This is a genomic window from Noviherbaspirillum sedimenti (assembly GCF_003590835.1).
In the GTDB taxonomy this organism is placed as follows: domain Bacteria; phylum Pseudomonadota; class Gammaproteobacteria; order Burkholderiales; family Burkholderiaceae_D; genus Paucimonas; species Paucimonas sedimenti.
The window spans coordinates 4,114,911-4,140,861 of the sequence record NZ_QYUQ01000002.1; the positions used below are offsets into that span (position 1 = coordinate 4,114,911).

A 25,951-nucleotide genomic window follows, 5' to 3' on the forward strand; every position below is an offset into this window, starting at 1 on the left:
AAAGAGCTGAATCGGCTTGCATTCATTAAACCCCCTGGACCTTGATTACTCCAGAGTGCTTACGCTTTGTTACGCCTGTTACAGTCCCTATGGCGCCGCTTTTGCTGCAGCGCGCATAGAGCCATTTGCGCACCTGTGTTAGGGTCTACAATATATAAGATAGGTACCCAGAAGGTGCCTGGATAGACGGTGTGAACCACATGCCGCTTACCTCCAAAGACACGATTTTTGGCAAGGAGACAAACCGTATGAACGCACCCTTATTCCCGGGACAGGCCCTCGCGCAGGCGCCAAGCCAGGATGGCATTTCCCTCGAAGACAAGTTCACCATCGAACGTGGCCGTGCCTTCCTGACCGGCACGCAGGCGCTGATCCGCCTGCCCATGCTGCAGCGCGCGCGCGACGTTCAGGCCGGCCTGAACACGGCTGGCTACATCAGCGGCTACCGTGGTTCGCCCTTGGGCAGCGTCGACCTGACTGCCTGGAAGGCGCAGCAGCATCTGGAAGCCCACCACGTTAAGTTTCATCCCGGCATGAATGAAGACCTGGCGGCCACCGCGATATGGGGTACACAGCAAGTCAACCTCTTTCCGGGAGCGCAATACGAGGGTGTGTTTTCGCTCTGGTACGGCAAAGGGCCGGGGGTGGACCGTTGCGGCGATGTCTTCAAACATGCCAACCTGGCCGGCACCAGTCCGCACGGCGGCGTGCTGCTGGCGGTGGGCGACGACCATGCCGCCAAATCGTCCACCACGGCGCACCAGAGCGAGCATATCCTCAAGGCCAGCGGCATCCCGGTGCTGTACCCGGCCTCGGTACAGGAATACCTCGACTACGGCTTGCACGGCTGGGCCATGAGCCGTTACACCGGTTTGTGGGTGGCAATGAAATGCGTGACCGACCTGGTCGAATCCGGCGCGGTGGTCGAGATTGATCCGGAGCGCGTGCAGATCGCGCTGCCGGAGGACTTCGACCTGCCGCCGGGGGGCTTGAACATCCGCTGGCCGGATGCCGTGCTCGACCAGGAAGCGCGCATGAATGATTTCAAGTGGTATGCGGCGCTGGCCTATGCGCGCGCCAACCGCCTGAATCGCATCGTCTGGGACAGCCCGCATGCGCGCATCGGCATCATCACCGCCGGCAAGTCCTATCTCGACACGCGCCAGGCGCTGACGGACCTGGGCATCGACGAAGCGGTTGCGCGCGACATCGGCATTCGCCTCTACAAGGTCGGCATGACCTGGCCGCTGGAAGCCGAGGGCGTGCGTGCTTTTGCCCAGGGGCTGGAGGAAATCCTGGTGGTCGAGGAGAAGCGCCAGTTGCTTGAATATCAGTTGAAGGAAGAACTGTACAACTGGCGCGATGATGTGCGTCCGCGCGTGGTCGGCAAGTTCGACGACAGCGGCGAATGGAGCAACCCGCATCATGAAGGGCATGGCCACTGGCTGCTGCCCGCCACCTATGAATTGTCGCCGGCGCAGATCGCGCGCGCCATCGCCGGGCGTATCAGCAGGTACTTCGGCGGCCATCCGGTCGAGGCGCGCGTGCGCGAACGCATCGCCTATCTGGAGGCCAAGGAAGCGGTGCTGCAGGCCGCTACCCCGAAACCCGACCCGGCGACGGACCGCTTGCCGCACTTCTGTTCCGGATGCCCGCACAACACATCCACCAACCTGCCCACCGGCAGCCGCGCGCTGGGCGGCATCGGTTGCCACTACATGGTCCTGTGGATGGACCGTGAGACCGCGACCTTCACCCATATGGGCGCCGAAGGGGTGACCTGGATCGGTCATGCGCCTTTCACCAGCGAGCCGCATGTGTTCGCCAACCTCGGCGACGGCACCTATTTTCACTCAGGCATCCTGGCCATCCGCGCCGCGGTGGCGGCCAAGGTGAACATCACCTACAAGGTTCTGTACAACGATGCCGTGGCAATGACCGGCGGCCAGCCGGTCGATGGACCCCTGGATCCGGCGCGCATTTCGCGCCAGCTGGCGGCAGAAGGCGTTTCGCCGATCGTGGTGGTGACCGACGAGCCCGACAAGTATCCGGCAGGCACCGAGTGGGCGGCCGGCATCACCATCCGCCACCGCCGCGAACTCGATACGGTGCAGCGCGAACTGCGCGAGGTGAAGGGCGTGTCTGCGGTGATCTACGACCAGACCTGCGCCGCCGAAAAGCGCCGGCGCCGGAAACACCATGCCTATCCCGATCCCGCCAAACGTGTGGTCATCAACGAGGCCGTGTGTGAAGGATGCGGCGACTGCAGCGTGAAGTCCAACTGCCTGTCGGTCGAACCGGTGGAAACCGAATTCGGCCGCAAGCGCCAGATCAACCAGTCTTCCTGCAACAAGGATTATTCCTGTCTCGAAGGCTTCTGCCCAAGCTTCGTCACCGTCGAGGGGGGGCAGCTCAAACGTCCGCTTGCCGTCAAGGCAAGCGGCGCGCCGGGTTCGGTCGACGCTGCCGGCGCCAACGCCTGGCCAGAACTGCCCATGCCTGCGCTGCCTGCAAGCGACCATCCCTATAACATTCTGGTCGCCGGCATCGGCGGCACCGGCGTCATTACCATCGGCCAGATCCTCGCCATGGCCGCACACATCGAGGGCAAGGGTTGCACCGTGCTCGACATGAGCGGGCTGGCGCAGAAGGGTGGTCCGGTGATGTCGCATGTGCGCATCGCCGCGCGCCAGGACGAGATTTATTCCACCAGGGTTGGCACCGGCATGGCCGACCTCGTGATCGGCTGCGACGTCATCGTTGCCGCCAGCCGCGACGCGCTTTCGCGCATGGGAGAGGGCAAGACCCATGCGGCGGTCAATACCACCGGCGCGCCCACCTCGGCCTTCATCCGCAATCCCGACTGGCACTACCCGGGCGCCTCGGCCGAACACCAGATCCAGAATGCCTGCGGCAGCGCGCGCGTCGATTTCATCAACGCCGGCCACGTCGCCGTCACGCTGATGGGCGACGCCATCGCCACCAACATGTTCATGCTCGGCTACGCCTGGCAAATGGGCTGGGTGCCGCTGGGACTGGAAGCCCTGCTGAAGGCCATCGAGTTGAACGCGGTACAGGTCGAGTTCAACCGCCGGGCCTTCACCTGGGGCCGACGTGCCGCGCACGACCTGGCTGCGGTGGAAAAACTCGCCAGGGTCGGGGACGCCGCCGCGCATGTGATCGAGTTCAAGCGCAGCCCCAGGCTCGATGATGTCATCGCCACGCGCGTCGCATTCCTGACTGCCTACCAGGACGCCGCCTATGCGCAGCAGTACCGCGATTTCGTCGACCAGGTGCGGGTGGCGGAAAGCCGCCTCGGCCACACCGCCAAGGCGTATCGCCTGACCGAGGCGGTGGCACGCTATCTGTTCAAGCTGATGGCTTACAAGGACGAGTATGAAGTGGCGCGGCTGCACGCCGACCCGGCCTTCCGGGAAAAAATCGCCGGCATGTTCGAAGGCGACTACAAGATCAAATACCACCTGGCGCCGCCGCTATGGGCCAGGCGCGACGCCAAAGGGCAGCTGGTGAAACGCCAATTCGGACCCTGGATGCTGCAGGCATTCCGCCTGCTGGCGCCGCTGAGGTTCCTGCGCGGCTCGCCATTCGATGTGTTCGGCTACACGCAAGAACGCAGGACCGAACGTGCCCTGATCGGCGAGTACCGGCAAACCATCGCTTTGCTGCTGCCGAAACTGCGCGCGGAAAACCTGGCGCAGGCGGTGGCGATCGCCAGCATCCCGGAGCACATCCGCGGTTATGGCCACATCAAGGAGCACAGCCTGCGCGAGGCGAAGGAAAAAGAAGCGACGCTGCTGACGGCATTCTTTGCGCCGATCATTCCGGTGACGGCGACGCCGGATGGGCAGACGGTGGCGTGGACATGAAACTGAAGCTCAAGAGGGTATATGAGGCGGCCAGCGGTGAGGATGGCTTTCGCATCCTGGTGGATCGCCTGTGGCCGCGCGGCGTGACCAGGGAGGCTGCGCGCATCGATCTCTGGTTGAAGGATGCCGCACCTTCTCCCGAATTGCGTAAGTGGTTCAACCATGAGTCGGACAAGTGGGATCCGTTTCGTGCAAGCTATCTTGGCGAACTCATGCAGCATCCCGAGAAAGTGGCCCTGATCAGGGAGCACGCCGGCAAAGGGCGGGTGACGCTGGTGTATGGCGCCAGGGATGCCGAACATAACCATGCGCTGGTGTTGAAAGAGTTTTTGATGTCAGATAAACAGGTTCCCTAGGGCATTGCCAACCGCCGCGAGATTCATCCCGGCTAGATGTTGACAAGGAAAGAGGCGAAGCCTTGTTTAATTATTGTCAATTAGACAGCGAAAAAATAAAACTTTTCGCCCTGCTATCTGCCTACTAGGCTGATGCCGTTTGCTCGGGTTTCATTTTCGGCTGAAAACATTTCCCGCTTGTCCCATCAATTCAAGAAACAGGACAAATCATGCAATCGCAAATCACCGAGTGGAGCGCTGCCCTGATGACTTCACTGGCAGCGGCAATGGCCTTGTTCTTTTCCGGGATTCCAAAAATCCTGGGCTTTGCCATCATCGTTGTTGTCGGCTGGGTTATCTCGTCATTGGTTGTAAAAGCACTGGCAGCCGTATTGAGGACCATCAAATTCAATGAGTTGGCCCAGCGCTCGGGATTTGCCGGCTTTGTGCGAAAAACGGGGTCCAATACCGATTCCGCCGGCATGATCGGGCTCGTGGTCAAATGGTTCATTCGCCTGGTGACGCTGGTAGTCGCGTTCGATGCGCTTGGTTTGCCCGCCGTGTCGGACGTATTGCGCCAGTTGCTGCTGTGGCTGCCGAATGTGGTGGTTGCGCTGGTCGTTTTGGTCATCGCCGGATTGGCGGCCAATGCATTAAGCAACGTCGTGCGTGGCGCTGCCGCAGAAGGCGGCTTGAAAAATCCGGACCTGCTGGCGAAGGTGGCAGCGGGCCTGGTCTGGGCCTTTGGCATCGTGGTTGCCGTCAACCAGATCGGCATTGCGACCACGCTGGTCAATACCCTGTTCATGGCGGTGATGGGTGCGCTGGCCCTGGCGCTCGGCCTGTCATTCGGATTGGGCGGCCGTGATACCGCTGCGCAGATTGTGCGTAACTGGTATGGCAGGGGCCGGCAAAATGCCGGGCAACTTGAGCAGGTGATGAGTGCTGCCGGTGAGAGGATGGCGGATGCCACAGGGCGTGGCATTTTGCAGGATGCCGGCGGGTCGTTTGTCGAAAGAAGAACAATGCAGCGTCGCAGAGCCGGTTAACGAAGGATTTGCACAAAAAACGATAGTAACTGTACAGCCTCCATTCAAGGAAGGATCCGGATCATGAAACGTTTTATTCTCGTTGCTATGTTGCTCACTGTCGCGGCTTGTGAGAGAAAGCAGGAAACTGCGGAAGTGCCACCTTCTACCGTACCGCCAGAGACCACCCAAATGATGCCGCCCGTGACCATTGCCCCGGCACCGACAGTCCCGCCAGCGACGACGCCCGAGACCGCGCCGCCGACAACCCAACCATCATCGGGATCTTCGGCGCCTGCGGGATCTTCCGGGTCTGAGGGAGCGATGGGATCTTCGGGCGCTGCCGGCGCGGGAGAATACACTGTGAGCGCAGGCGATACGCTGTCCGGCATCGCGCGGGAGCACAATGTGACTTCCGGAGATCTCGCCAACTGGAATAACATCCAGAATCCGAACCGGATCCACAAAGGTCAGACACTCCGGCTGACTGCGCCCTAATCCTGATCGGCATACCCGAACCACCTTCGCCGGAATGGCGAAGGTGGTTCAGGCATGCGCCGGAGAAAAATCGCAGGTTTAGTCGAAATCGAACAATTCGCCCAGAAAGCCTTCGCGTTTCTTTTTCTTGGGGTAGCCGCCCTGCTGCGGGTGAGCATGACCATGCTGTTGTGGATGCGAGTATCTCTGGTCGTACTGTTGCTGCTGCTGCGCCGGATAGGCAGGCGATGCAGCGGGTGCAATGCCCTGTGGCGGTAATCCTGGCGCGGACCGCTCGATGATCTTGTCGAGTTCGCCGCGGTCCAGCCAGACGCCACGACATTTCGGGCAGTAATCAATCTCGATCCCTTGTCGATCAGACATAATCAAGTGGACATCATTGCAGATCGGACAATTCATTAATATTCTCCTTCATGAAGTTTTCAAAATAGAGCGATAGCACCAAGTCATATTGTGTCGAATCCTGTCAAAACAAGGAAAGGAGCAATCCCCATGCAAAAGATTACCCCATTCCTGGGGTTCGACCATCAGACTGAGGAAGCGGCGAATTTTTATGCCGCGATCTTCAGGAATGCCAGGATCGACAGCATCGCCCGTTACGGCGAAGCCGGTCCTGGCCCCGCGGGCAGTGTCATGAAACGCAAAGGGTGATGCAGGCATTGCTGCAGATGAAAAAGCTCGATATCGAGGAATTGACGAGGGCTTATGACGACCAAAAATGAAAACATTGCCGCCAACCGCGAGCTTGTCCTGACGCGCATCATCGACGCGCCGCGCGAAAAGGTGTTCAGGGCCTGGACCGATCCCGAACTGTTGAAGCAGTGGTTTGCGCCACTGCCTTATACGACGTCCTTCGCCCAGACCGATGTCCGTCCTGGCGGTGCGAGCCTGATCGTCATGCGTAGCCCGGAGGGCCAGGAGATACCCTGTCCGGGCGTGTATCTCGAAGTGATACCCAACGAGCGCCTGGTGTTCACCGATGCCTACATCAACGCCTGGCAACCATCGGAGAAGCCTTTCATGACGGCGGTGCTGACGTTCGAGGACGTGGGCGGCAAGACCAGGTACACCGCGCGTGTGCTGCACTGGACGGTCGCCGATCGCGAGGCGCACGAAAAGATGGGCTTCCATGAGGGCTGGGGCAAATGCGCGGACCAACTGGCGGCGCTGGTGGCTCGCCTGTGAAAAATGACAATCACTTGATGCCGAAGACGCGGTCGAGCGACAGCGGCCCGCCGCCGCGCGCGGCCAGGTAGAGCAGCAGCCCGGCCCATGACAAATGGGTCGGCCAGGCGTCGGGATACACGAAGATCTGGATGACCGCCGTCATGCCGAGCAGCGCCAGCGCGGAGATCCGGGTCAGCAAGCCCAGCGCCAGCAGCAGCGGGAACAGGTGTTCGGCGTAGGTCGCCATGTGTGCGGCCAGTTCGGGCGCCAGCAGGGGCACCCGGTATTCTTCGCGAAACAGCGCATAGGCGCTGTCGCTGACCGTCAGCCAGCCATCGACCTTGGTGCGCCCGGAAAGAAAGAAGATGGCGGCGACGGCGGCGCGGCACATCAGTGCCAGCGCCGCATGCCCGACCAGGGTTTCCAGCAGCCCGGCAAGGCGGTTGTGAAAGCCGCGCAGGCCAACCATGGCGGTGGCGGATGAGGTGGTGGGGGTGATGGTTTTCATGTGCGCTCCTTCGGATCAATCCGTGTCATCAATCAGCGAGGCGCGGCCGAAGGCGCCCAGTTGCAGTAGCCGCGCCAGCAATGCCGCAAGGTCGGTATCGGCCCGCAGCGCCAGCGCCGCCGCGGCGGCATCCGCCAGCGGCAGGCCGGCGCCGCAAACGTCCAGGAAGGCGCAGTCGGCGGCGTCCAGCGCGGCCCATTGCACCGCCCCGTATGGACGCAGCAGCAGCGCGCCTTCGCCTTGCCAGGCAATCTCGCCCGCTTCCTCGAATGGCTCGCGGTTGCGCCGCCACAGGGTGTACACCGGGGCGTCGGCAAACCAGGCCCAGCGCGCTGCCGCATGCGGGCGCAGCACGGTGCGCGCGAGCGCCTCCGGCGCCAGGCCGGAGAGTGCGGCCAGGTCCAGCGGCGCTGCGTCGGCGGCGGTGTGAACTTCGATCCAGTAGCGGTCGAGCCGCGCCACGTCGGCCAGCCAGGGCAGGTCGGCAGCGGGCGCAAAGCGCGCCAGAAAATCGGCGAAGCCGGCGCCGTAATACAGCAGGCGCGCATCGCCCGGCGGTTGTTCGCGCAGGTAGAGCGCCGCCGCCGAGCGCAGCCATGCCTCGCCCGTCAGCCGCGCTACGGCCGGGAAATTGGCCAGCAGCGCATCGATGCAGCCCTTGGCCACGGTATTGCGGTAAACCGCGAAGCCGGGTTGCGCCAGCAAGCCGGCCAGGATGGGCGGCGCCTCACCGGCGGGCGCCAGCAGGGCTTGCGCAAATGCGTCCTGGAAGCGGCCGAGTTCCATTGTTCAGGCGGCCCTTTCCCGTGGCGCCAGCATGAGGGCGGCGGCGCGTTCGCGTTCGGCCAGCAGATCGCTGAATTCCGGCAGCTTGTCGTCGCGTTCGATCAGGGTCGGACGCGGTCCGATGCGCCGCACCAGCTGTTCATACAGCGCCCACACCGCGGCGGCAACCGGGGCGTCGTGGCTGTCGATGAGCAGCCCGGATGCCGGATCGGCGTCGGCCGAATGCCCGGCCAGGTGGATTTCCATCACCGCCGCGCCGGGAAAACGGTCGATGTAGGCTTGCGCGGAATAGCCCAGGTTGTGCGCGCCGACATGGACGTTGTTCACATCCAGCAGCAAGCCGCAGCCGGTGCGCCGCGCCAGTTCCGCCAGGAAGTCGATTTCATCCCAGCTGTGGCCGTCGATGCGCAGGTAATGCGCTGGATTTTCGATGGCGATGCGCCGGCCCAGCGCTTCCTGGACGGCGCAGATATTAGCGGCGATCCTGGTCAGTGCTGCGCCGGTGCGCGGAAACGGCAGCAAATCGGGATGGTAGTTGCCGCGCCAGGCCGACCATGCCAGGTGCTCGGACACCAGCGCCGGCTCGAGGCGGCGCGCCAGCGCGGCCAGCCGCCCGAGGTGGTCGGCGTCGGGTGCGCAATCGGCCGCCAGCGACAGCGACACGCCATGCAAGGAGAGCGGATGGTCGGCCCGAATCGCCTCCAGCCAGGCGATGCGCGGGCCGCCCTCGACCAGATAATTTTCCGGGTGGACCTCGAACCACAATCCTTCGGCATGGCAAGCCAGCGCCGCTTCATAGTGTTGCGGTTTGAGGCCCAGCCCGGCGCCCGGCAGCGTGCCCATGGTCTGACGGCGCCGGGCTCAGGACTTGATCGGCTGCAGCGAGCCCATGCCTTTCGGCGTCTTGATGCTGGCGCAGGTGCCGGCCGGAACGTATTTCCAGGCATTGCCCTGGTAATCCATTTTCGCCGTGCCGGCGCAAGTGGTGCCGGCGCCAGCCTTGCAATCGTTCTTGCCGGCCATCGCCACGCCATAGCATTTTTCCATGGCGGGCTTGTCATCCATGGCCTTTTTGTCCTGTGCCTGGGCGACGCCGGCGGCAAGGGCGGCAAGGGTCATGGCGGCAGCGGCGAAAGTACGGGTTTCCATAATTAAAGCTCCTGTAAAATTGAGTGGGGTAGCCCGTCCGGTATCGGCACGCCGATCCGGGCGGTCTGCAGGCTAATTCGGCGATGCGCGCATGCCGGTTACAGGATGTCGCGCGCGATCCCGTTTTTATTTTTTTCTTCCTCGCTGTAACCGAATGCGGATGATTTGCGAATATACATCAGGTGAGCGTCGTGAATAACAGCGAGGAAAAGTTGCGTGCACTACTGCTGCGCGGCATGAATGGCGACAATGTCGCCTACCACGCCTTCCTGAAGGAATTGAGCGCCCACTTGCGCGCCTTCCTGCGGCGCCGGCTGAACCAGTTGCCGGACGAGGTGGAAGACCTGGTGCAGGAAACGCTGCTGGCGGTGCACAACCAGCGCCATACCTATGACGCGACGCAGCCACTGACGGCCTGGATCCACGCCATCGCGCGCTACAAGCTGGCCGACCTGCTGCGCCGGCGCGCCGGCCGCGAAGCGCTGCACGACCCGCTCGATGACGAGGATGAGATGCTGTCCGTGTCGGATACCGAGGCAATGGAAGCGCGGCGCGACCTCGCCAAATTGCTGGAAAGGCTGCCCGAGCGCCACCGCTTGCCGATCCAGTATGTCAAGCTGGAAGGCTTGTCGGTGGTGGAGGCCGCGCGCCAGACCGGCATGTCGGAATCGGCTATCAAGGTGGGCGTGCACCGCGGGTTGAAGGCGCTGGCGGCGATGATGAGAGGTGTCGCATGAAAACCGATGAACTTGTGGACTTGCTGGTCAGGAGCGCGACGCCGGTGGAGCGGCATGCCGCCGCCCGGCGTTTTGCGCTGGCGCTGGCTTGGGGCTTGTCGGGCGCGGCTCTGGCGATGTTGCTGTTCCTGGGCGTGCGCCCGGACATCGCCGCTGCCGCCAGGTTGCCGATGTTCTGGGTCAAGCTTGGTTTTCCCGCGCTGGTGGCGGCCGTGGCCCTGTATGCGGCGGCGCGACTGGCGCGTCCCGGCATGCACGCACGCCATGCCGCGGCACTCCTGCTGGCGCTGCTGGCGGCAATCTGGCTGCCGGCCGCACTCGCCCTGTTGGGGGCGCCGCCGGCCAGGCGCGCCGCGCTGGTCTTCGGCGACACCTGGCTATCTTGCCTGGTGTCTATCCCGCTGCTGTCGATTCCGGCCTTCGCCGGTGTCCTGTGGGCGATCAAGGGCCTGGCGCCGACCCGCCTGCGGCAAGCCGGTGCGGCGGCCGGCTTGCTGGCCGGCGCGGTGAGCGCGGCGGTCTATGCGCTGCATTGCCCGGAACTGGCGGTGCCTTTCCTGGCATCCTGGTACGTGCTCGGGATGGCGATACCCGCTGCGGCGGGCGGCTTGCTCGGGCCGCGCCTGCTGCGCTGGTAGGGCGGTATTGGCCGCGCGTACTATCCTGATTCTGGAGCCGCCGCGGACGCCGGTGGACGGCTGACCGGATTACCAGTCGTAATCTAGGCACGGATCAAAACTTGGCCAGTTTGTGCCCTGCCGGCTTTGCCCGTGATCTAGCATGAAACTCCACCCACGTACGTCAATGGAGGTTCCATGTCAGTTGCCAAAGTCATTGAAGTGATTGCCCAGAGCGAAAAGAGCTTTGAGGATGCCGCTCAGCAAGGCATTGCCCGCGCCACCGATTCGCTGAGCGATGTCACCGGCGCCTGGATCAAGGACCAGAAGGTCATTGTCTCCGGCGGCAAAATCACCGAGTATCGCGTGGTGATGAAGGTTAGTTTCATACTCAAGGATTAAATCAGCCCGTTTGTGAAGAGCTGCCGGTAGCGCAAGGCAGCGTCCTGCGGCTTAGCGCTTCCTCAGCATCGAACCCAGCACGCCGCGGATGATTTCGCGGCCGACTTGCGAGCCGATGCTGCGCGCAGCCGATTTCACCAGCGCCTGCACGGGCGATTCGCGCTTGCTGCCGCCGTTGCCAAACAAACCGCCCAGCATGCCGCCCAGGCCGGAGCCGGACTCCTCTTCCTGTTGCTGCTCTTGTTGTAGCGTGCCGCGCGGCGCTTGCCCTGACTGGTTGCCGTTTGCCGGGGCGCTGGCGACGCGGCTGCTGAGCTTTTCATAGGCGGATTCGCGGTCCACGGTTTTTTCATAGACGCCGGCCACCACCGACGTCAGCATGGCGCTCTTGCGCTCTTCTGCGGTGATGGGGCCGATCTGCGACGCCGGCGGCAGGATGTAGGCGCGCTCGACCATGTTGGGGCGGCCCTTTTCATCGAGGAAGGACACCAGCGCTTCACCCACGCCGAGTTCCGTGATCACCTGCGCGGTATCGAGCGCGGGGTTGGGGCGGAAGGTTTCGGCTGCGGCGTTGACTGCCTTCTGGTCACGCGGCGTGTAGGCACGCAGCGCGTGCTGCACGCGGTTGCCGAGCTGGCCGAGCACGGTGTCGGGGATGTCGAGCGGATTTTGCGTGATGAAGAATACGCCCACGCCCTTGGAGCGGATCAGGCGCACCACTTGCTCGATCTTTTGCAGCAGCTGCTTGGGCGCTTCGCTGAACAGCAGGTGCGCCTCGTCAAAGAAAAACACGAGCTTGGGCTTGTCGAGGTCGCCGACTTCCGGCAGGTTCTCGAACAGTTCCGACAGCATCCACAACAGGAAGGTCGAATACAGGCGCGGCGAATTCATCAGCTTGTCGGCGGCGAGGATGTTGACCACGCCGCGGCCAGCGGCGTCGGTTTGCAGCAGGTCGTCGATGTTCAACATCGGTTCGCCGAAGAAGCGGTCGCCGCCCTGTTCATCGATGCCGATCAGGCCGCGCTGGATGGCGCCGATGCTGGCCGCCGAAATATTGCCGTAGGCGGTGCGGTAGTCGGCGGCGTTGTCGCCGACATTCTGCAGCATGGCGCGCAGGTCCTTGATGTCGAGCAACAGCAGGCCGTTATCGTCGGCGATCTTGAATACCAGCTGCAACACGCCTTCCTGGGTGTCGTTCAGGTTCAGCATGCGCGACAGCAGCAGCGGCCCGAGGTCCGAGATGGTGGCGCGCACCGGGTGGCCCTGTTCGCCGAATACATCCCAGAAGGTCACCGGGCAGGCGCCAAATTGCGGCTCTTCGAGGCCCAGGCCCGCCAGGCGCTTGCTGAGCTTTTCCGACGGGGCGCCGGCCTTGGCCATGCCCGACAGGTCGCCCTTGACGTCGGCCATGAACACCGGTACGCCGATGCCGGACAGGGCTTGGGCGACGACTTGCAGGGTCACGGTCTTGCCGGTGCCGGTGGCGCCGGTGATGCAGCCATGGCGGTTGACCAGGTTCGACAGCATTTCCAGCGTGACGGCGGGCTGCTGGTGGGTGTTCTTGGCAATCGGCAGAAGTGTGGACATGTTGGGCGGCCTTGGTGCGTTGGAGGAATGAAAAAGCTTGCAGCAGCGGCTTATTATAGCCAAGCCGCGCCGCTGCAAGCGCTGATCATGCTTGCATGAATTGCCGATAGCCACGCGCCCGCAATTCGCAGGCCGGGCAATGGCCGCAGCCGTAGCCCCAGTCGTGCAGGACTCCACGCTCGCCCAGATAGCAGGTGTGGGTGCCGCTGCGGACCAGTTCGACCAGCGCCGGCCCGCCCAGGTCCTGCGCCAGGCGCCAGGTGGCGGCCTTGTCGAGCCACATCAGCGGGGTTTCCAGCTTCAGGCGGGTGGCCATGCCGAGGTTCAGGGTCACCTGCAGGGCTTTCATGGCGTCGTCGCGGCAGTCGGGATAGCCGGAAAAATCGGTTTCGCACATGCCGCCGACCAGCACATCCAGGCCGCGCCGGTAGGCGACGGTGGCGGCCACCATCATGAATAGCAGGTTGCGTCCCGGCACGAAGGTATTCGGCAAGCCATTGTCCTGCATGCTGATGGCAACGTCGCGCGTCAAGGCCGTGTCGGCGATGGTGGATATCAGCCCGAGGTCAATCAGGTGGTCCTCGCCCAGCTTGCGGTCCCATTCCGGCGACAGCGCGCGCATCTGGTCCAGCAGCGGCAGGCGTACCGCCAGCTCAATGGCGTGGCGCTGGCGGTAGTCGAAGCCGATGGTTTCTACCCTGGGGTAACGTGCCAGGGCCCAGGCCAGACAGGTGGCTGAATCCTGGCCGCCGCTGAAGAGGACTAATGCGCCGTTTATTGTATTCATGGGTTCGAGAGGCAAGTAGTCAATGAGGCGTCATTATAGGACGGCCGCGCAAGCTCATTTGCGCGTGATCGTTTGCAGGAATTGTTCGATGACTTCGCCGTCCGGCTCGGAAAAACGCAGTTTGACCGGATACCATTCCAGCGATGGTGCCAGCCAGATATCGAGCTGCTGCTCGCGGCTGCCAGGCGGTAGCAGCCGCGCCACCTTGATTGCGTCAACGGTGCCCAGCGGCGTAGCAACTTTTTCAGTCTTGCCGACCTTGAAGTTCCAGGCCTGCGCATCGGCCCGGCCGGCGACGAAATACAGCCAGCTCGAGCCTGCTGCGAACTTTTTCGCGGCGGCGCGGGCGTTGCCGACCAGTTGCCAGGTGATGCTGGTGCGGTCCTGTTCGCCGCCAAGCAACGGATAGCTTTCAGCTGCCGGAGAAAAAGTGATGGCTTTTGCCTCGCGGTTGAAGATGACGGAGGTCGGACTTTTGCGAAAACGCTTTTCCGTGGACGTGGCCGGCGCCAGGCCGTTGGTGTCGATGGCGCCCTCGCTGCCGGACATCAGAATTTTACCGACCAGCATGGCGCGCGTCTCGACACTGGACTGGTACTTGCCGTCGGCGGCCTGAAATTTCAGCAACGAGCTGCCATCCAGGGAGAGACCGCTGTGCCTGGCCTTGATGATGTAGCGCAGTTCGGCCGAAGGTGGCAGGTTGAATGGCCGCTTGATCGACGGATGGTCATTCGCGGCTTGTGCCGGTAGGGCCATGCCGGCGAGCAGCAGGCTGGCGGCGATGCGGAGCAGGGATAAGGTGATCGGATTCATGCGTGTCTGCTTGTCTGTATACGGGATGCGGGATAGATATGTAAGCGTTGCGTGTTCATCGGGAGGTCGCCGCTGCCGCTTCGATGGCAGACAGTGACAGGTCGAGATACTCGCCATTGGTTTCGGTATAGCGCAACCTGACCGGATACCAGTTGTACGACGGCGCCAGCCAGATGTCGAGGATCTGGTCCTTGTCGCCGGGGCGCGGCGCCCGCCGCACATGCCAGGCGCGCAGCCTGCCCAGTCCGACTTCGATTTCCTCTTCGCCGAGCACCTGGATGTTCCAGGTGCTGCCGTCGCGCACGCCGGCGATGAACAGGGGGACCTGGGTGTCGGGCGCAAAGCGCGCGGCGTCGCCGCGGCCGATGCTGGCTAGTTGCCAGACGATGCTGGCGCGGTCCTGTTCGCCGCCCTGCAACGGAAAAGTATTGGCCGATGCGGAAAAGCTGATCAGCTTGTGCTCACGGTCAAAACGGGTTTCGGTCTGCTGGCGCCGGAAGCGCTTTTCGGTGTACTGCAGCGGGGCGATGCCGAATTCATCGGTTTTCCCGTGGCTGCTGAACTCAAGCAGGGAAAAGAACAGGATGCCGGCGTCGCCGTTGATAGCGTACTGGCTGCCGTTGAATTGCCAGGCGATCGTACCGTGGCCGAACACTTCCCGGCCTTCGCGCAGCGCCTGGACCTTGTATTTCAGCGTGGCCGAGGGCGGCGGATCGACCTTATAGAGGCGGTGGTCGGGCGCTGGCGCGCTTTGCGTGACGCTGGCCGCGCCGGTGTCGAGCATGCCAGGGTTGCCGAAGCCGGACTCCGCCGGCGCGGCTGCTGCCAGCATCGCCGCTTGCGCATCAGCGGCCATGTCGGGCGCGGGCGGCATCTCGGGCAGGGCGGGTGCAGTTGCAGTTGCCACAGGTGTTGACGGCGCCGCGGCGGGCACCGCAACTTTCGGCGCGGACTGCGGTTTCGCGCGCGGGGGGCGGGTCTTGGCGCGCGCAAGCGATGCGGGACGCGGCGTCGGCGGCGTTGCAAGCGGCCGGTTTTCCGGTTGGTGCGCCAGGACCAGCACCGTGCGCAGTGCCGGTGGCGGCGCGTCTTCCTGCGCGGGCAGCCGGAAATTGCCCCCTATCCAGTTCAGCGCCAGCGCGTGCAAGAGCATCGACGACAAGCCAACCACGAGCCAACGCCGCCAGCGCATTGCGCCAACTGCCTGGGTCCTGCCATTGGTACGGGCGAAACTCATGGTGCCAGTCGGCTCGCAAATAATTTCTGTTTCTGTAAGTGTATCTGCATCGTGCTTGCCTGTCAGGAGGCAACGCAATGCTGTGTGCCGGCGCGTAGAATGGCATATTTTATCCGTACCCGCATGTTGAACGCCCAACAATCACGCCTGTCGCTGGCCGCCTTGCTGCTGACCCTCGCCAGCGCCGTCTTTGCCGCACCTGCCGCCACCCCCACGCTCGCCCCACCCATCGCACCCGTCGCACCCATCAGGATCGGCATGATCGAAGGCGTCTCCGGCCCCTTCGGCAATGCCGGCGAGGCAGTGCGGCGCAATCTGCTACTGGCCATCGAACGTATCAACGCCCGCGGCGGCGTGCGCCTGCCGCAAGGGCATCGGCCGCTGGCGCTGACGGTGTTCGACAACAAGCAGGGGGTGGAAGAGTCGCTCATCGCCTTCCGCCAGGTGAGCGATCAGGGCATCCCTTTCATTGCCCAGGGCAATAGCTCGGCGGTGGCGGCGGCGCTGGTCGATGCCGTCAACAAGCACAATGCGCGCATGCCGGCGCAGCGTGTGCTGTTCCTGAACTATGCCGCGGTCGATCCGGTGCTGACCAACGAGACATGCAGCTTCTGGCACTTCCGCTTCGATGCCCATGCCGACATGCGCATGCATGCGCTCACCGAAGCAATCCGTGCAGACACGCGCGCCAGGCGCATCTACCTGATCGGCCAGGATTACAGCTTCGGCCGCCAGGTGGCGCTGGCTGCCCGCACCCAATTGGCGGCCAAGCGGCCCGATATCGCGGTGGTCGGCGACGAACTGCATCCGATCGGCCGGGTCAAGGATTTTGCCCCGTATATCGCCAAGATCAAGGCGTCCGGCGCCGATACGGTCATCACCGGCAACTGGGGTAATGACCTGACGCTGCTGGTCAAAGCCGCACGCGACGCCGGCCTGGCGCTAAAATTCTATACTTTTTACGGCAACAGCCTGGGGGCGCCGGCGGCGATCGGCGACGCCGGCGTGGAGCAGGTGCGCGCTGTGGCCGAATGGCACCCGAATGTCGGCGGCGCCGCAAGCGACGCGTTTTACCGCGAATTCAGGCAGCGTTATCCGCAGCCGGCCGACGACTACGTGCATTTGCGCATGCAACTGATGATCGAGATGCTGGCGGCTGCGATCGAAAAGGCCAGGACCACCGAAGCGGCGGCGGTAGCCCGCGCGCTGGAAGGCGCGGAATTTCGCAATGCCTTCCACCAGGCGAACATGCGCGCTACCGACCATCAGCTGATCCAGCCGCTGTACGTTTCGGTGATGAAGCGGGCGGGGGACGGCACTATCCGCTTCGACAATGAAGGCAGCGGCTACGGTTTCAAGACTGAACGCTACCTGCCAGGGCCGGCGACAGCTTTGCCGACGTCGTGCAAGATGGTGCGGCCGAAGTGAGGGTGGTTATTATTCGTACCGCACGCCATTGCAAGGACATCCACCGACGATCATCGTTTAATTCCCCCAGGTGTCTGCTCAGGCGGGACGCGGCCCGAACATGATGATGGTCATGCCGAGCAGGCAGACGCCGACGCCGATAATGTCAGTGACTGTGGGACGCACCGAATCGATCGCCCAAAGCCAGGCCAGTGCCACGCAGACATAAACGCCGCCATAAGCGGCATAGACACGCCCCGCCGCCTGCGGATGCAGCGTGAGTAGCCACGCAAATGCGCCGAGGCTGAACGCCGCCGGTACAAGCAGCCAGGCGCTGTGCCCCTGCTTGAGCCAAAGATACGGCAGATAGCAACCGAGGATTTCGGCGAGCGCCGTGACGGCGAACAGGGCAAAAGTTTTAAGAATTTCCATCTGCTTGTTTTTAGTAGGGAAAAACGCCGCCGATTTGAAATTGCGACGAGGCTTGCGCAATCGCATCTCCTTGAACTCGCCCCTCCCGCGACTATCCAATGTCATTCAGGGCGAACCTGGTGTCTTTCCTCAACCTCGTGATTTTGAAAAAATTATGAATACACCGATCCAGCGAAATGCGGCCGCCAGTGGCAGCCCCGAGATGAATCCCGGCGATGCCGCCCCTGCCGGCACGCCAGGTACGGGCGAAGACATTTGCCCCAAATGCAAGGGTACAGGCAAGATCGATGGTACGGACTGCCAGAATTGCGGCGGCACCGGACGCATCGTGGAAGGCATCGGCGGAGGCTGAAGGCGGCATTGCATCGTAGTGCTCCTCACACCCATCGGCGAACTCGGGATGCATAGTCTGTGTATTCCGCGCCGAACTTCGTTGCCAGGATACGTTCCTCGGGGAGGATCTGGAAACGCGTCAGGTAGGCGATAAACACGGGAAGCAGCAAGAACGCCAGGGGATGCGCCAGGTACAGTGCGAAGCCCAGTAGCACAAACAGCATGCCCAGGTACATCGGGTTGCGGGTGTGGCGATAAATGCCGCTCTGCACGATCGACGATGCGTTCGATGGTTTCAGCGGATTGACGGTGGTTTTTGCACGACGGAATGCCATGATGCCGAGCATATCGAGTATGGCCCCGAGCATAGCGACCCCCGCGCCCAGGGTGTCGCTATGTGGCCAGCTCCAGCGCCAGCCTGGCGCCAGTTGTGCAAGGGCGTACATCATCGCGGCACATGCCAGTGCAACGAGCGGCGGTGGGATTTTCAATTCAAGTGCGCGCATGCGAGCGTATGAGTATCGTATGGAAGGACGTTAGAAATTGCGCTCATGCGTACAGTTTAGAAACCAATGGTGAGGTGAGCCCAATAAACAGTATGACGTTTATCAGCACACTTCCCCAAAACGCTGAGCGAAACTCCGCCTTGATCGATTTGTGTCGAAGTAGTTGCTGAGCGACGATAGCACCGGGCCATCCGCCAATGAGCCCGAGAAAGAGAAGAGTGCTTTCCGGAATTCGTCTTCGTCCTGCAACTGCAGCTGACTTGTCGATTGCATAGGCGATAAAACATGTAACGCTTATTGCCAAGTAAGCCGCCGCAGCCCAGCGAGGGACTCCCCAGGCAATCGCCGCAACTGTAAATACAATAAGAAATAGCGGAATGGAAAAATAGGTCGCAGTACCCCATTGCGCTGGAGATTTATCCCGATTGCGCTTTGCCGCGCGAGATGCCTGCAGAATCTGTACGCGCTTGGCACGTTTCTTTCCCTCTGAATTCAACTCCACCTCGAATGATAGCGGCAAACCAATTTCAGGCCTGCGCGGCCGGCCATCAAAAGATTTGATATGGACAAAGATTTCTTGGTCACCATGCCTCGGCTCGATAAAGCCAAAACCTCGCTCATCATTCCAGGATTTCAGATTGCCTTCGAAGCGCATATATTCAATTCGATTTCACGACTAGCTAACCCGCAGCCGAAACGGCTGTCGGGGTTGAGCATCACGTTGTACCAATTACTTTTCAGCGATTGGCACTGAAGAAATCAAGAATCCGTTTTGTTGAATCAACGGTCGCATCCTTGCTATAGCGGTATAGGTTTGTTTCACCCCAGCCGGTTGTGACGCTGTACATTCCAATGTCTTCTTGATCCCAGGCATGATAAGTATTCTCGTAAAGATGCCACTCTACAGGCTTGCCCCCAGCTTTGATTTCTTGGAGCAGAGGTAAACAATCGGATGGCTTACCTTCCTTATCCTCCCCCGCCATTAGTACTAACAGAGGGCGGTCTATGTCCTTTTGCAGGGGGTAATAACGAGGACTGTTTGCATTGCGCTGTGACACACAAAATCCGTAATTTGAAACCACTGCTCGATAACGCAGTTTAGATCCAAGTGCTTCCGCAGACTGCGGGCTAGCTAATAGTGGCGCGACCCACCCTCCCCAAGAATAACCACTGAAATAAATCCGGGTCGAGTCTACAACCGGCAATTTGCTCAGATGGTCAAGCGCCCCGTATTCGTCCATGACTGTAGCCGTAGCGAGGATTTTTGACTGACTCCTGCAGTCGCTGATGTTACGGGGCCCGAAGCTATCCAATGCCAACACAACGTATCCAGCATCCAACAGTTCTTGCATTCTTTTTCGAATATGTGGTCTAGATACACCACCGCAAGTGTGTCCTAAAACAACCGCGGGAAAAGGTCCTTGTCCTTTCGGCTGAAAAACACCATTCGATATCGACGAGAATACGCCAAGCTCAGATACTTCAGCCTTGATGGATACGGGGCTTAAGCTTGCAGTCGTTTTCTGGATAAATTCCTTCATCTCTTGAGCTGCTACCGGCGCACAACCAAGACTTAATGCTGCGAGCAATGTCATGTACCATGATTTCATTTCTGTCTCCCTCTTATTGAAGTACAACGCCACGCTAACAGGCACACAACATGTGCCGCGAAGCGGCAGCTTGTTGTTGTGTGTCCGGGTTCAGCAACGAGTTAAAAAACATCATCAGGCACCTTCCTTCAATAGTCGCTTGAAAACCTTGTAACTCACAACGCCAACAAGTGCAGCAACCGATCCGGCAAACAATTGTGCGACAGGCCACATCGATGCTCCACCACCACGATACGGAACGAAATACTCGTTATATAACAGCCACCCTAGCAGCCCAACCCATGGGACAGCACCGGAGCAAACAAGCCCTATTCGCCCCCGCAATATTCCCGCACATGCGACACCAGCCATGGCGGAAAGGACAATAAGGGCGAACCAAATTTCCATTTTCGTGGTTTTTAACGTTTGGAGCTGATCGGCGACGCGCTTGCGCGGCGACCGTATCGAGCGACACGTTCTTCGGCGGGCAACAATTTTCTTCGCGTGCGGAGTCCGTACATCAAAACGCCCCCCTTTTAATTTTTGTTATCTACTGAATAGCAGAAATTTGGCACTGTATAAATATACAGTTCATGTGCTAGCACGCGCTGTATTTCCCGTCCGCAAGAACTTTAATTAGGTGGACGCCACTTTCCGTTTTTTCTGGCCGTCTGCCACCTAACCTGGCCGACCATTCCTCGGAAACGACCTGTCCACCTTCTTTTGACAATGGACTGCGTAAAAACACAGTACTAATTAAACAGAAAAAACTGACACCCATTACTTATTGTTGAGACTCGGCGTCCGCCTAATCTGGCCGCGCGCCACCTAATCCAGACGATCAAGTTTGCGGAAACGCTGTATTTAGCGGTGTTTCAACGATGAGCTGTATAAAAGCACAGCTCTAATTAAACGCGAAAAACGTCACGCCTCCAGAAAAAGCATCCCTGCCGACTGTCAAACCGCCCAAGCTGCTTACTCGCATAAAAAATGTTGCATTATTGGAAAATACCATAAGTTGTGCCCCAAGGAAATCTAAGTTGATTAATGGCATAGCCTCTGCTAATCCTGAATCCCAAGCTGTCTATGCCGCCCTGGCAATGTTGTACACTCTTCTTTGCTAGCCAGAATGCCAATTGCCTGGCGGATATCATTTGTATGAAATATCTGCTAGGCTGAAAAACAATTATTCAATGGAGATTGTCATGTCCAAATCCACACCATCCGCCATTCCAGGCGTCAACATGATGACGGATACCCTGGATTTCTTTAAAAACATGTGGGAAAGTGCGCCGGGCATGAATTTGCCGGGTATGTCGCATATTCCGGGAATGGTGATGCCGACCCTGTCAGTCGATGAAATCGACAAGCAGATCAAGGATTTGAAGGCGGTCGAGTCCTGGTTGTCGCTGAACTTGAACATGCTGCACACGACCATCCAGGCGCTGGAGGTCCAGAAAGCGACGATTTCGACCCTGCAAACCATGGGTGAATCTTTCACTGCCGCCATGCAGACGCCGTCCACGTCCGCCGCCGAGGAACAGCCTGCATTCGTGTCGCCGTTTACAGCATTCACAGCGTCGACGGCTGCGGAAAAGTCTGCTGCCGCCGAGAAGCCGGTTGCCAGCGAAAAGCCGGCGGCTGCGGAAAAGTCCCCCGCCCAGCCCGCGCTCGATGCCACTGCCGCCATGGCGGATGCCATGCAACCGCTGGCCAATCCGGCGGCCTGGTGGGGCATGCTGCAGGATCAATTCAAGCAGGCAGTCGATACCGCTGCCGCCATGACGCCGGATATGACGGCAGCCGGGGCGCCATCGGCCACGAAACCCGCCACGAAATCGAAAGCGGCCACGAAAGCGGCCACGGAAGCGGAAGCAGCGCCGCGCAAGCGCAAGTCGCCGTCCAAGGAATAAGTCCGAACGGGTCTTGTGGCCGGCTAGCTGAAGCGGCGGGCAGCGTCGAGCGCGAGCCCGGCGCCGATACTGCCGAACAGATCGCCTTCCACCCGTCGGGCTGTCGGCAACAGTTGCGCGATTTGCTGGCGCAGCAGCGGCACGCCGCTCGATCCGCCGGTGAAGAACACCGTATCGACCGTATCCCGGTTGACGCCGGCATCGGTCAATAAACCAAGTACGGCGCTTTCGACCTTGCCGACCAGCGGCGTGATCGCCTGGTCGAAGTGCGCGCGTTCCAGGATGACGTCGATCGGTTGGCGCAGGCGGTCAAGCCGCAGTTGCGCGCTGTCGGCGCCGGATAACGCGATCTTGCCCTGTTCGACCTGGTATGCCAGCCAGTGGCCAGCCCTTTGCTCGATCAGGTCGAGCAGGCGGTCCAGCTTGTCGCGTTCCAGTGCGTCGCGGTAGATATCCCTGAGCTGGTTTTCCGCCTGGCGCGTGTAGGCCAGGTTGATGGTGTGCCAGGTCGCCAGGTTGAAGTAATAACTCGACGGCATGTCAGTGTTGTTCTTCAGGCGGCTGCCCAGGCCGAACAGCGGCATCACGCCCGACAGGCTCAGGTACTTGTCGAAATCGGTGCCGCCGATATGCACACCGGCATTGGCCAGCACGTCGTCGCGGCGGTCGATCCTGCCGGCGCGCTCGGGCGAGAGCCGCACCAGCGAAAAGTCGGAGGTGCCGCCGCCGATGTCGGCGATCAGCACCAGTTCTTCGCGGCTTAATGTCGATTCATAGTCGAAGGCGGCGGCGATCGGCTCGAACTGGAAGGCGATGTCCTTGAAGCCGGCGCCGCGCGCGATGTCTTCAAGCGTGCGCTCGGCCAGGCGGTCGGCGACAGGGTCCTCATCGACGAAGAATACCGGGCGGCCGAACACGGCCCGCTCGAAGTTGCGGCCGGCGGCCTGTTCGGCGCGCATTTTGAGCGTGCCGATGAATTGCGACAGCAGGTCGCGGTAGCGCAGCGCGCGGCCCAGCACCTCGGTCTGGCCATCGATCAGGCTGGAGCCGAGCAGGCTTTTGAGAGACCGCATCAGGCGACCTTCGCAGCCTTCCAGGTAGGTGGCCAGCGCCGCGCGGCCGAAATGGACGCTGTCTTCCTCGGCGTTGAAGAACACCGCCGAGGGCAGGGTGGCCTTGCCGTCTTCCAGGGGCAGCAATGCCGATTGCCCGGGGCGGCTCCAGCCGACGGTGGAGTTGGACGTGCCGAAGTCGACGCCGCATGCATCTGTCATGACGTTTTACTATCTTTGTGCAAAATTGAACGGGCCGCAATCATATTCCATTCTGGAATGCACGTCGTAAAAATTTTCCGCTTACTGCGTGCGTGCGCGTCAGAAGCCCTACTTTATTGGATAAAGTATATGCATTAATGATGAGGAGATTTCATTGCAGCAGCAATCGTCGGCTGGGCGCACGCGTCCTTCGGTCGTTGGGATAATCTGGGACTGGAAGACCTGATTGCCGGCGTTACCCACCATGTACTCGTTCATGCCGGCATCGAGGCGCACCAGGTGGATGGCAACTGGCTGGACAATCTCAATGGCGACTTTGTGCCTGTCTTCTTCACGACGCCAGTCTAGAGCCTCAATGTCAACTTGCCGAACTGTAGTTAGTCACGACAAATCATTGCCGGATCAATAATTGCCTGCAATTGTCAGTGACAAATTGGTCTGTACACGACGCACAAGCCATGAACTGGGGCGGTAACGCGGATCGCCGGAGCCTTGCAACATGTTGCGCAGGACCTCCAGCAGGTGCGCCGCACCAACTTTGTCGCCGAGCGTCAAGGGCCCATGCGGATAGCCCAGACCGAAGCGCACTGCCGAGTCGATATCGCTGGTGCTGGCGATCTGCTGTTGGGCGATGTCGCACGCGGTGTTGACGATTGCGGCCACCATGCGTTGCGCAACGAAACCGCATGAATCCCGAATCATGCTCACGGCAACGCCATCTGCGCCGAAGATTGCCCGGGCCGCCGCCAGCATTGCAATGTCGGTTGCCGGCGTACTCATCAGGGTACGGCGTGACGCCTTCTCCAGATCCATCAGGGTGTCGACTGCAACAACGCGTTTCGGATCGAGTCCCTGTTCGGCGGCCGTGCTGGATGCATCGCTGCCGAATGGTGTCACCAGAATCAGCGCATCCTTACTTGGCGACGCATCCGGCTGCGGTGTTACACCCAGGCGCTGCAGCAGCGTCTTGAGTGCCGCACTGCCTTGCGGATGGGCGGGGCTTACCCAGACTGGAATGGAAGGCATGCCTTCATTTGTCGAAGCCACCATCGGCAATTCAGGCTCCACTTTCTTGCCGTCGCGATAAAGGTAGAAACCCTCGCCGCTCTTACGGCCCAACAAGCCGCCGGCGAGACGCACGGCGGCGATCGGCGATGGCCGATAGCGCGCCTCTTCATAAAACTGGTGATAAATCGACTCCATCACCGGCTGCGAGACGTCAAGGCCGGTCAGGTCCATGAGTTCGAAGGGCCCCATGCGAAACCCGGCCTGGTCCCGCATGATTGCGTCAATTTCCGCAAAAGTGGCCACGCCTTCCTGGGCAATCCGCAAGCCCTCGGTGTTCATGGCGCGTCCGGCGTGATTGACGATAAATCCAGGCATGTCACGCGCGCGGACCGGCGTGTGACCCATTTTTCGTGTCAACGCCATCAAGGCGTCACCAGCAGCAGAATCGCTGCGCAAGCCGTCGATCACCTCAACCACCTTCATCAGTGGCACCGGATTAAAGAAATGAAACCCAACGACGCGCTCCGGCTGAGCGCACGCGGCGGCGATCGCAGTAATCGACAGGGAAGAGGTATTCGACGCCAGGATGCAGTCCCCGGCAACGATCTTTTCCAGCTGCCCGAACAATGCCTGCTTGACGTCGAGCCGCTCAATAATCGCTTCAATGATCAATTCGCATCCGCGCAGATCCGCGAGATCATTGCATAGCTTCAGTCGGCCCAGCGCGACTTCGCTGGCCTTCGCATCCAGCTTCCCTTTTTCCACCAGCGTTGCCAGCGTTGTGCGAAGCGCGGCATCTGCCGCCGCCACCGCCTCGGCGTTATTGTCGTACAGGTATACAAAATGACCTGAAAGGATGGCAATCTGGGCGATGCCTCTGCCCATCGCGCCGCCGCCGACGATGCCGATGGATTGAATGTCCAAATAAGCGCTGCTCAAGTTGTCTCCTTTGATCGTATTTTCATCACATGGTCAGGACATACTTGCCGGCGGCTTTGCCGCTACGCAGTACTGCCAGTGCTGTAGAAAAATCTTCCAGTGGCAGTGCTTGCGCCACATGCGGACGCACGGCACCGTCCAGATACAAACTGAATAATTTTTGCTGGACCTGATCAACCAGTTCCGGCATACGTTCACGGTAATCGCTCCATTGCAGACCGCTCACCGCAATGTTTTTGACCAGCAGATAATTTGCCTTGATTTCAGGTATGCGGCCGGCCGCAAAGCCGATCACAACCGCCCGTCCGCACCAGGCGAGCGCCCGCAGCGAGGCGTCGAAGACGTCGCCGCCGAGAGGATCGATGACAATATCGACGCCTCTGCCGCCGGTAACCGCATGAACCTGCTCACGCAGGCTATCGCGCAAGTCCGGCGCTGCCAGATCGATGATATGGTCTGCCCCGTGCTGGCGGGCGAGCGCTGCGTGTTCGGGTTGATTGACTGCGGCCAGCACCGTGGCGCCGAGGCCCTTGGCAATCTGCACTGCGGCCAGTCCTATGCCGCCGGCAGCGCCATTGACCAGCACCGATTCGCCTGCACGCAATCCACCGCGCTCGACCAGGGCAAAGTAGGCGGTCTGATACACCAGCCCCATTGCCGCGGCGTCGATGAAAGCCATTGAGTGCGGAATGACATGGCAATTCTCCTGGACCGTTACCGCGCAACTTGCATAGCCGCCGTATTCAAGCTGCGCCATGACCCGATCGCCAGGACGAACGCGAGTAACCGATGCGCCAACTGCGCGCACCACGCCGGCCACATCCTTGCCCGGGGAGAACGGGCGCGGCGGCAGAATCTGGTACTTTCCCTGCATGACCAGCAGATCCGGAAAGTTAACCCCGGCCGCCTGGACATCAATGAGCACCTCGCCTGCATCGCAGAGTGGATCCAGGCGTTGTTGGACCGCCAGGCTTTCCGGCTCGCCGAATTCATGGATGACGACTGCTTTCAT

General features: G+C 61.0%; 28 protein-coding genes. 12 read left to right on the forward strand and 16 right to left on the reverse strand.

The window, feature by feature from the left end; translation table 11 throughout:
- Nucleotides 1-248 precede the first annotated feature (248 nt).
- From D3878_RS19075 to D3878_RS19090, 4 genes are all read left to right on the forward strand, one after another.
- Nucleotides 249-3,887, forward strand: coding sequence for an indolepyruvate ferredoxin oxidoreductase family protein (locus tag D3878_RS19075; protein WP_119786928.1), 3,639 nt, complete (start codon nucleotides 249-251; stop codon nucleotides 3,885-3,887).
- Nucleotides 3,884-4,243: a DUF488 domain-containing protein gene (locus tag D3878_RS19080; RefSeq protein ID WP_119786929.1), complete on the forward strand. Its 360-nt coding sequence runs from the start codon at nucleotides 3,884-3,886 to the stop codon at nucleotides 4,241-4,243. The genes D3878_RS19075 and D3878_RS19080 overlap by 4 nt, the downstream gene beginning before the upstream one ends.
- A 209-nt stretch (nucleotides 4,244-4,452) precedes the next feature.
- The gene (locus D3878_RS19085) at nucleotides 4,453-5,271 is read left to right on the forward strand and encodes a mechanosensitive ion channel family protein (protein ID WP_119786930.1); all 819 of its coding nucleotides are present in this window, start codon (nucleotides 4,453-4,455) and stop codon (nucleotides 5,269-5,271) included.
- 63 nt (nucleotides 5,272-5,334) lie between these two features.
- Nucleotides 5,335-5,748 (forward strand): LysM peptidoglycan-binding domain-containing protein, encoded by a 414-nt coding sequence (locus D3878_RS19090; protein ID WP_119786931.1) that lies wholly within the window; start codon nucleotides 5,335-5,337, stop codon nucleotides 5,746-5,748.
- A 78-nt stretch (nucleotides 5,749-5,826) separates the two neighbouring features.
- Here D3878_RS19090 and D3878_RS19095 read toward each other — a convergent pair whose 3' ends face one another.
- Complete coding sequence (locus D3878_RS19095; RefSeq protein ID WP_119786932.1) at nucleotides 5,827-6,147, reverse strand: TFIIB-type zinc ribbon-containing protein; 321 nt, start codon at nucleotides 6,145-6,147, stop codon at nucleotides 5,827-5,829.
- A gap of 93 nt (nucleotides 6,148-6,240) precedes the next feature.
- Between D3878_RS19095 and D3878_RS19100 the strand changes: the two genes are divergently transcribed.
- Together D3878_RS19100 and D3878_RS19105 are read left to right on the forward strand one after the other, a co-directional pair.
- Nucleotides 6,241-6,399, forward strand: coding sequence for a VOC family protein (locus D3878_RS19100; RefSeq protein WP_119786933.1), 159 nt, complete (start codon nucleotides 6,241-6,243; stop codon nucleotides 6,397-6,399).
- A 54-nt stretch (nucleotides 6,400-6,453) separates the two neighbouring features.
- Nucleotides 6,454-6,933 carry an SRPBCC family protein gene (locus tag D3878_RS19105; protein WP_119786934.1) on the forward strand — a complete coding sequence of 160 codons (480 nt, stop codon included), beginning with the start codon at nucleotides 6,454-6,456 and terminating at the stop codon, nucleotides 6,931-6,933.
- Nucleotides 6,934-6,943: 10 nt separating this feature from the next.
- Here D3878_RS19105 and D3878_RS19110 read toward each other — a convergent pair whose 3' ends face one another.
- The 4 genes from D3878_RS19110 to D3878_RS19125 are packed head-to-tail and all read right to left on the reverse strand — an operon-like array spanning nucleotide 6,944 to nucleotide 9,358.
- A complete protein-coding gene (locus tag D3878_RS19110) occupies nucleotides 6,944-7,423 on the reverse strand; it encodes a DoxX family protein (protein WP_119786935.1) in 480 nt (159 codons plus the stop codon).
- 15 nt (nucleotides 7,424-7,438) lie between these two features.
- A complete protein-coding gene (locus D3878_RS19115) occupies nucleotides 7,439-8,209 on the reverse strand; it encodes an HvfC/BufC N-terminal domain-containing protein (protein ID WP_119786936.1) in 771 nt (256 codons plus the stop codon).
- Between the two features lie 3 nt (nucleotides 8,210-8,212).
- Nucleotides 8,213-9,052: an MNIO family bufferin maturase gene (gene bufB / locus D3878_RS19120; protein ID WP_119786937.1), complete on the reverse strand. Its 840-nt coding sequence runs from the start codon at nucleotides 9,050-9,052 to the stop codon at nucleotides 8,213-8,215.
- 18 nt (nucleotides 9,053-9,070) lie between these two features.
- Nucleotides 9,071-9,358: a BufA1 family periplasmic bufferin-type metallophore gene (locus D3878_RS19125; RefSeq protein ID WP_119786938.1), complete on the reverse strand. Its 288-nt coding sequence runs from the start codon at nucleotides 9,356-9,358 to the stop codon at nucleotides 9,071-9,073.
- Between the two features lie 191 nt (nucleotides 9,359-9,549).
- On the opposite strand from D3878_RS19125, the gene D3878_RS19130 reads away from it, so the two are divergent.
- From D3878_RS19130 to D3878_RS19140, 3 genes are all read left to right on the forward strand, one after another.
- Nucleotides 9,550-10,095 (forward strand): sigma-70 family RNA polymerase sigma factor, encoded by a 546-nt coding sequence (locus D3878_RS19130; protein ID WP_119788004.1) that lies wholly within the window; start codon nucleotides 9,550-9,552, stop codon nucleotides 10,093-10,095.
- Nucleotides 10,092-10,733, forward strand: coding sequence for an NrsF family protein (locus D3878_RS19135; RefSeq protein WP_119786939.1), 642 nt, complete (start codon nucleotides 10,092-10,094; stop codon nucleotides 10,731-10,733). Before D3878_RS19130 ends, D3878_RS19135 begins: the two co-directional genes overlap by 4 nt.
- A 177-nt stretch (nucleotides 10,734-10,910) precedes the next feature.
- Nucleotides 10,911-11,114: a dodecin family protein gene (locus D3878_RS19140; RefSeq protein ID WP_119786940.1), complete on the forward strand. Its 204-nt coding sequence runs from the start codon at nucleotides 10,911-10,913 to the stop codon at nucleotides 11,112-11,114.
- Nucleotides 11,115-11,165: 51 nt separating this feature from the next.
- On the opposite strand, the gene D3878_RS19145 is transcribed toward D3878_RS19140, so the two are convergent.
- The 4 genes from D3878_RS19145 to D3878_RS19160 all read right to left on the reverse strand — a co-directional run bounded on the left by D3878_RS19145 (nucleotide 11,166) and on the right by D3878_RS19160 (nucleotide 15,538).
- On the reverse strand, nucleotides 11,166-12,701 hold the full coding sequence (locus D3878_RS19145) for a helicase HerA-like C-terminal domain-containing protein (RefSeq protein WP_119786941.1): 1,536 nt from the start codon (nucleotides 12,699-12,701) through the stop codon (nucleotides 11,166-11,168).
- Between the two features lie 85 nt (nucleotides 12,702-12,786).
- Nucleotides 12,787-13,488: a 7-cyano-7-deazaguanine synthase QueC gene (queC, locus tag D3878_RS19150; RefSeq protein ID WP_119786942.1), complete on the reverse strand. Its 702-nt coding sequence runs from the start codon at nucleotides 13,486-13,488 to the stop codon at nucleotides 12,787-12,789.
- Nucleotides 13,489-13,542: 54 nt separating this feature from the next.
- On the reverse strand, nucleotides 13,543-14,301 hold the full coding sequence (locus D3878_RS19155) for a DUF3108 domain-containing protein (protein WP_119786943.1): 759 nt from the start codon (nucleotides 14,299-14,301) through the stop codon (nucleotides 13,543-13,545).
- 55 nt (nucleotides 14,302-14,356) lie between these two features.
- The gene (locus tag D3878_RS19160; RefSeq protein WP_119786944.1) at nucleotides 14,357-15,538 is read right to left on the reverse strand and encodes a DUF3108 domain-containing protein; all 1,182 of its coding nucleotides are present in this window, start codon (nucleotides 15,536-15,538) and stop codon (nucleotides 14,357-14,359) included.
- A 123-nt stretch (nucleotides 15,539-15,661) separates the two neighbouring features.
- On the opposite strand from D3878_RS19160, the gene D3878_RS19165 reads away from it, so the two are divergent.
- A complete protein-coding gene (locus D3878_RS19165) occupies nucleotides 15,662-16,966 on the forward strand; it encodes a branched-chain amino acid ABC transporter substrate-binding protein (RefSeq protein ID WP_199688298.1) in 1,305 nt (434 codons plus the stop codon).
- A 78-nt stretch (nucleotides 16,967-17,044) separates the two neighbouring features.
- Here D3878_RS19165 and D3878_RS19170 read toward each other — a convergent pair whose 3' ends face one another.
- Nucleotides 17,045-17,377, reverse strand: coding sequence for a YnfA family protein (locus tag D3878_RS19170; protein WP_119788006.1), 333 nt, complete (start codon nucleotides 17,375-17,377; stop codon nucleotides 17,045-17,047).
- A gap of 154 nt (nucleotides 17,378-17,531) precedes the next feature.
- Here D3878_RS19170 and D3878_RS19175 point away from each other — a divergent pair, with 154 nt between their 5' ends.
- A complete protein-coding gene (locus D3878_RS19175; protein WP_119786945.1) occupies nucleotides 17,532-17,729 on the forward strand; it encodes a hypothetical protein in 198 nt (65 codons plus the stop codon).
- Between the two features lie 25 nt (nucleotides 17,730-17,754).
- On the opposite strand, the gene D3878_RS19180 is transcribed toward D3878_RS19175, so the two are convergent.
- The 3 genes from D3878_RS19180 to D3878_RS19190 all read right to left on the reverse strand — a co-directional run bounded on the left by D3878_RS19180 (nucleotide 17,755) and on the right by D3878_RS19190 (nucleotide 19,826).
- Entirely contained in the window at nucleotides 17,755-18,216 is a 462-nt protein-coding gene (locus D3878_RS19180) for a methyltransferase family protein (protein WP_119786946.1), read from the reverse strand.
- 43 nt (nucleotides 18,217-18,259) lie between these two features.
- Nucleotides 18,260-18,871 carry a DUF1294 domain-containing protein gene (locus D3878_RS19185; RefSeq protein WP_119786947.1) on the reverse strand — a complete coding sequence of 204 codons (612 nt, stop codon included), beginning with the start codon at nucleotides 18,869-18,871 and terminating at the stop codon, nucleotides 18,260-18,262.
- Between the two features lie 82 nt (nucleotides 18,872-18,953).
- A complete protein-coding gene (locus tag D3878_RS19190) occupies nucleotides 18,954-19,826 on the reverse strand; it encodes a dienelactone hydrolase family protein (RefSeq protein ID WP_119786948.1) in 873 nt (290 codons plus the stop codon).
- 1,184 nt (nucleotides 19,827-21,010) lie between these two features.
- Between D3878_RS19190 and D3878_RS19200 the strand changes: the two genes are divergently transcribed.
- Nucleotides 21,011-21,718: a PhaM family polyhydroxyalkanoate granule multifunctional regulatory protein gene (locus D3878_RS19200; protein ID WP_119788007.1), complete on the forward strand. Its 708-nt coding sequence runs from the start codon at nucleotides 21,011-21,013 to the stop codon at nucleotides 21,716-21,718.
- Nucleotides 21,719-21,741: 23 nt separating this feature from the next.
- Here D3878_RS19200 and D3878_RS19205 read toward each other — a convergent pair whose 3' ends face one another.
- The 3 genes from D3878_RS19205 to D3878_RS19215 form a co-directional block, all read right to left on the reverse strand.
- Nucleotides 21,742-22,992, reverse strand: a complete 1,251-nt coding sequence (locus D3878_RS19205) for an Hsp70 family protein (RefSeq protein ID WP_119786950.1) — start codon at nucleotides 22,990-22,992, stop codon at nucleotides 21,742-21,744.
- Between the two features lie 402 nt (nucleotides 22,993-23,394).
- Entirely contained in the window at nucleotides 23,395-24,939 is a 1,545-nt protein-coding gene (locus D3878_RS19210; protein WP_119786951.1) for a 3-hydroxyacyl-CoA dehydrogenase, read from the reverse strand.
- 25 nt (nucleotides 24,940-24,964) lie between these two features.
- Complete coding sequence (locus D3878_RS19215; RefSeq protein WP_119786952.1) at nucleotides 24,965-25,951, reverse strand: NADPH:quinone oxidoreductase family protein; 987 nt, start codon at nucleotides 25,949-25,951, stop codon at nucleotides 24,965-24,967.

Bases quoted from the DNA above. Each gene is read 5' to 3' on its own strand.
- D3878_RS19075 (WP_119786928.1), top strand. From the start codon at position 249: ATGAACGCACCCTTATTCCCGGGACAGGCCCTCGCGCAGGCGCCAAGC.
- D3878_RS19080 (WP_119786929.1), top strand. From the start codon at position 3,884: ATGAAACTGAAGCTCAAGAGGGTATATGAGGCGGCCAGCGGTGAGGAT.
- D3878_RS19085 (WP_119786930.1), top strand. From the start codon at position 4,453: ATGCAATCGCAAATCACCGAGTGGAGCGCTGCCCTGATGACTTCACTG.
- D3878_RS19090 (WP_119786931.1), top strand. From the start codon at position 5,335: ATGAAACGTTTTATTCTCGTTGCTATGTTGCTCACTGTCGCGGCTTGT.
- D3878_RS19095 (WP_119786932.1), bottom strand. From the start codon at position 6,147: ATGAATTGTCCGATCTGCAATGATGTCCACTTGATTATGTCTGATCGA.
- D3878_RS19100 (WP_119786933.1), top strand. From the start codon at position 6,241: ATGCAAAAGATTACCCCATTCCTGGGGTTCGACCATCAGACTGAGGAA.
- D3878_RS19105 (WP_119786934.1), top strand. From the start codon at position 6,454: ATGACGACCAAAAATGAAAACATTGCCGCCAACCGCGAGCTTGTCCTG.
- D3878_RS19110 (WP_119786935.1), bottom strand. From the start codon at position 7,423: ATGAAAACCATCACCCCCACCACCTCATCCGCCACCGCCATGGTTGGC.
- D3878_RS19115 (WP_119786936.1), bottom strand. From the start codon at position 8,209: ATGGAACTCGGCCGCTTCCAGGACGCATTTGCGCAAGCCCTGCTGGCG.
- bufB (WP_119786937.1), bottom strand. From the start codon at position 9,052: ATGGGCACGCTGCCGGGCGCCGGGCTGGGCCTCAAACCGCAACACTAT.
- D3878_RS19125 (WP_119786938.1), bottom strand. From the start codon at position 9,358: ATGGAAACCCGTACTTTCGCCGCTGCCGCCATGACCCTTGCCGCCCTT.
- D3878_RS19135 (WP_119786939.1), top strand. From the start codon at position 10,092: ATGAAAACCGATGAACTTGTGGACTTGCTGGTCAGGAGCGCGACGCCG.
- D3878_RS19140 (WP_119786940.1), top strand. From the start codon at position 10,911: ATGTCAGTTGCCAAAGTCATTGAAGTGATTGCCCAGAGCGAAAAGAGC.
- D3878_RS19145 (WP_119786941.1), bottom strand. From the start codon at position 12,701: ATGTCCACACTTCTGCCGATTGCCAAGAACACCCACCAGCAGCCCGCC.
- queC (WP_119786942.1), bottom strand. From the start codon at position 13,488: ATGAATACAATAAACGGCGCATTAGTCCTCTTCAGCGGCGGCCAGGAT.
- D3878_RS19155 (WP_119786943.1), bottom strand. From the start codon at position 14,301: ATGAATCCGATCACCTTATCCCTGCTCCGCATCGCCGCCAGCCTGCTG.
- D3878_RS19160 (WP_119786944.1), bottom strand. From the start codon at position 15,538: ATGAGTTTCGCCCGTACCAATGGCAGGACCCAGGCAGTTGGCGCAATG.
- D3878_RS19165 (WP_199688298.1), top strand. From the start codon at position 15,662: ATGTTGAACGCCCAACAATCACGCCTGTCGCTGGCCGCCTTGCTGCTG.
- D3878_RS19170 (WP_119788006.1), bottom strand. From the start codon at position 17,377: ATGGAAATTCTTAAAACTTTTGCCCTGTTCGCCGTCACGGCGCTCGCC.
- D3878_RS19175 (WP_119786945.1), top strand. From the start codon at position 17,532: ATGAATACACCGATCCAGCGAAATGCGGCCGCCAGTGGCAGCCCCGAG.
- D3878_RS19180 (WP_119786946.1), bottom strand. From the start codon at position 18,216: ATGCGCGCACTTGAATTGAAAATCCCACCGCCGCTCGTTGCACTGGCA.
- D3878_RS19185 (WP_119786947.1), bottom strand. From the start codon at position 18,871: ATGCGCTTCGAAGGCAATCTGAAATCCTGGAATGATGAGCGAGGTTTT.
- D3878_RS19190 (WP_119786948.1), bottom strand. From the start codon at position 19,826: ATGAAATCATGGTACATGACATTGCTCGCAGCATTAAGTCTTGGTTGT.
- D3878_RS19200 (WP_119788007.1), top strand. From the start codon at position 21,011: ATGTCCAAATCCACACCATCCGCCATTCCAGGCGTCAACATGATGACG.
- D3878_RS19205 (WP_119786950.1), bottom strand. From the start codon at position 22,992: ATGACAGATGCATGCGGCGTCGACTTCGGCACGTCCAACTCCACCGTC.
- D3878_RS19215 (WP_119786952.1), bottom strand. From the start codon at position 25,951: ATGAAAGCAGTCGTCATCCATGAATTCGGCGAGCCGGAAAGCCTGGCG.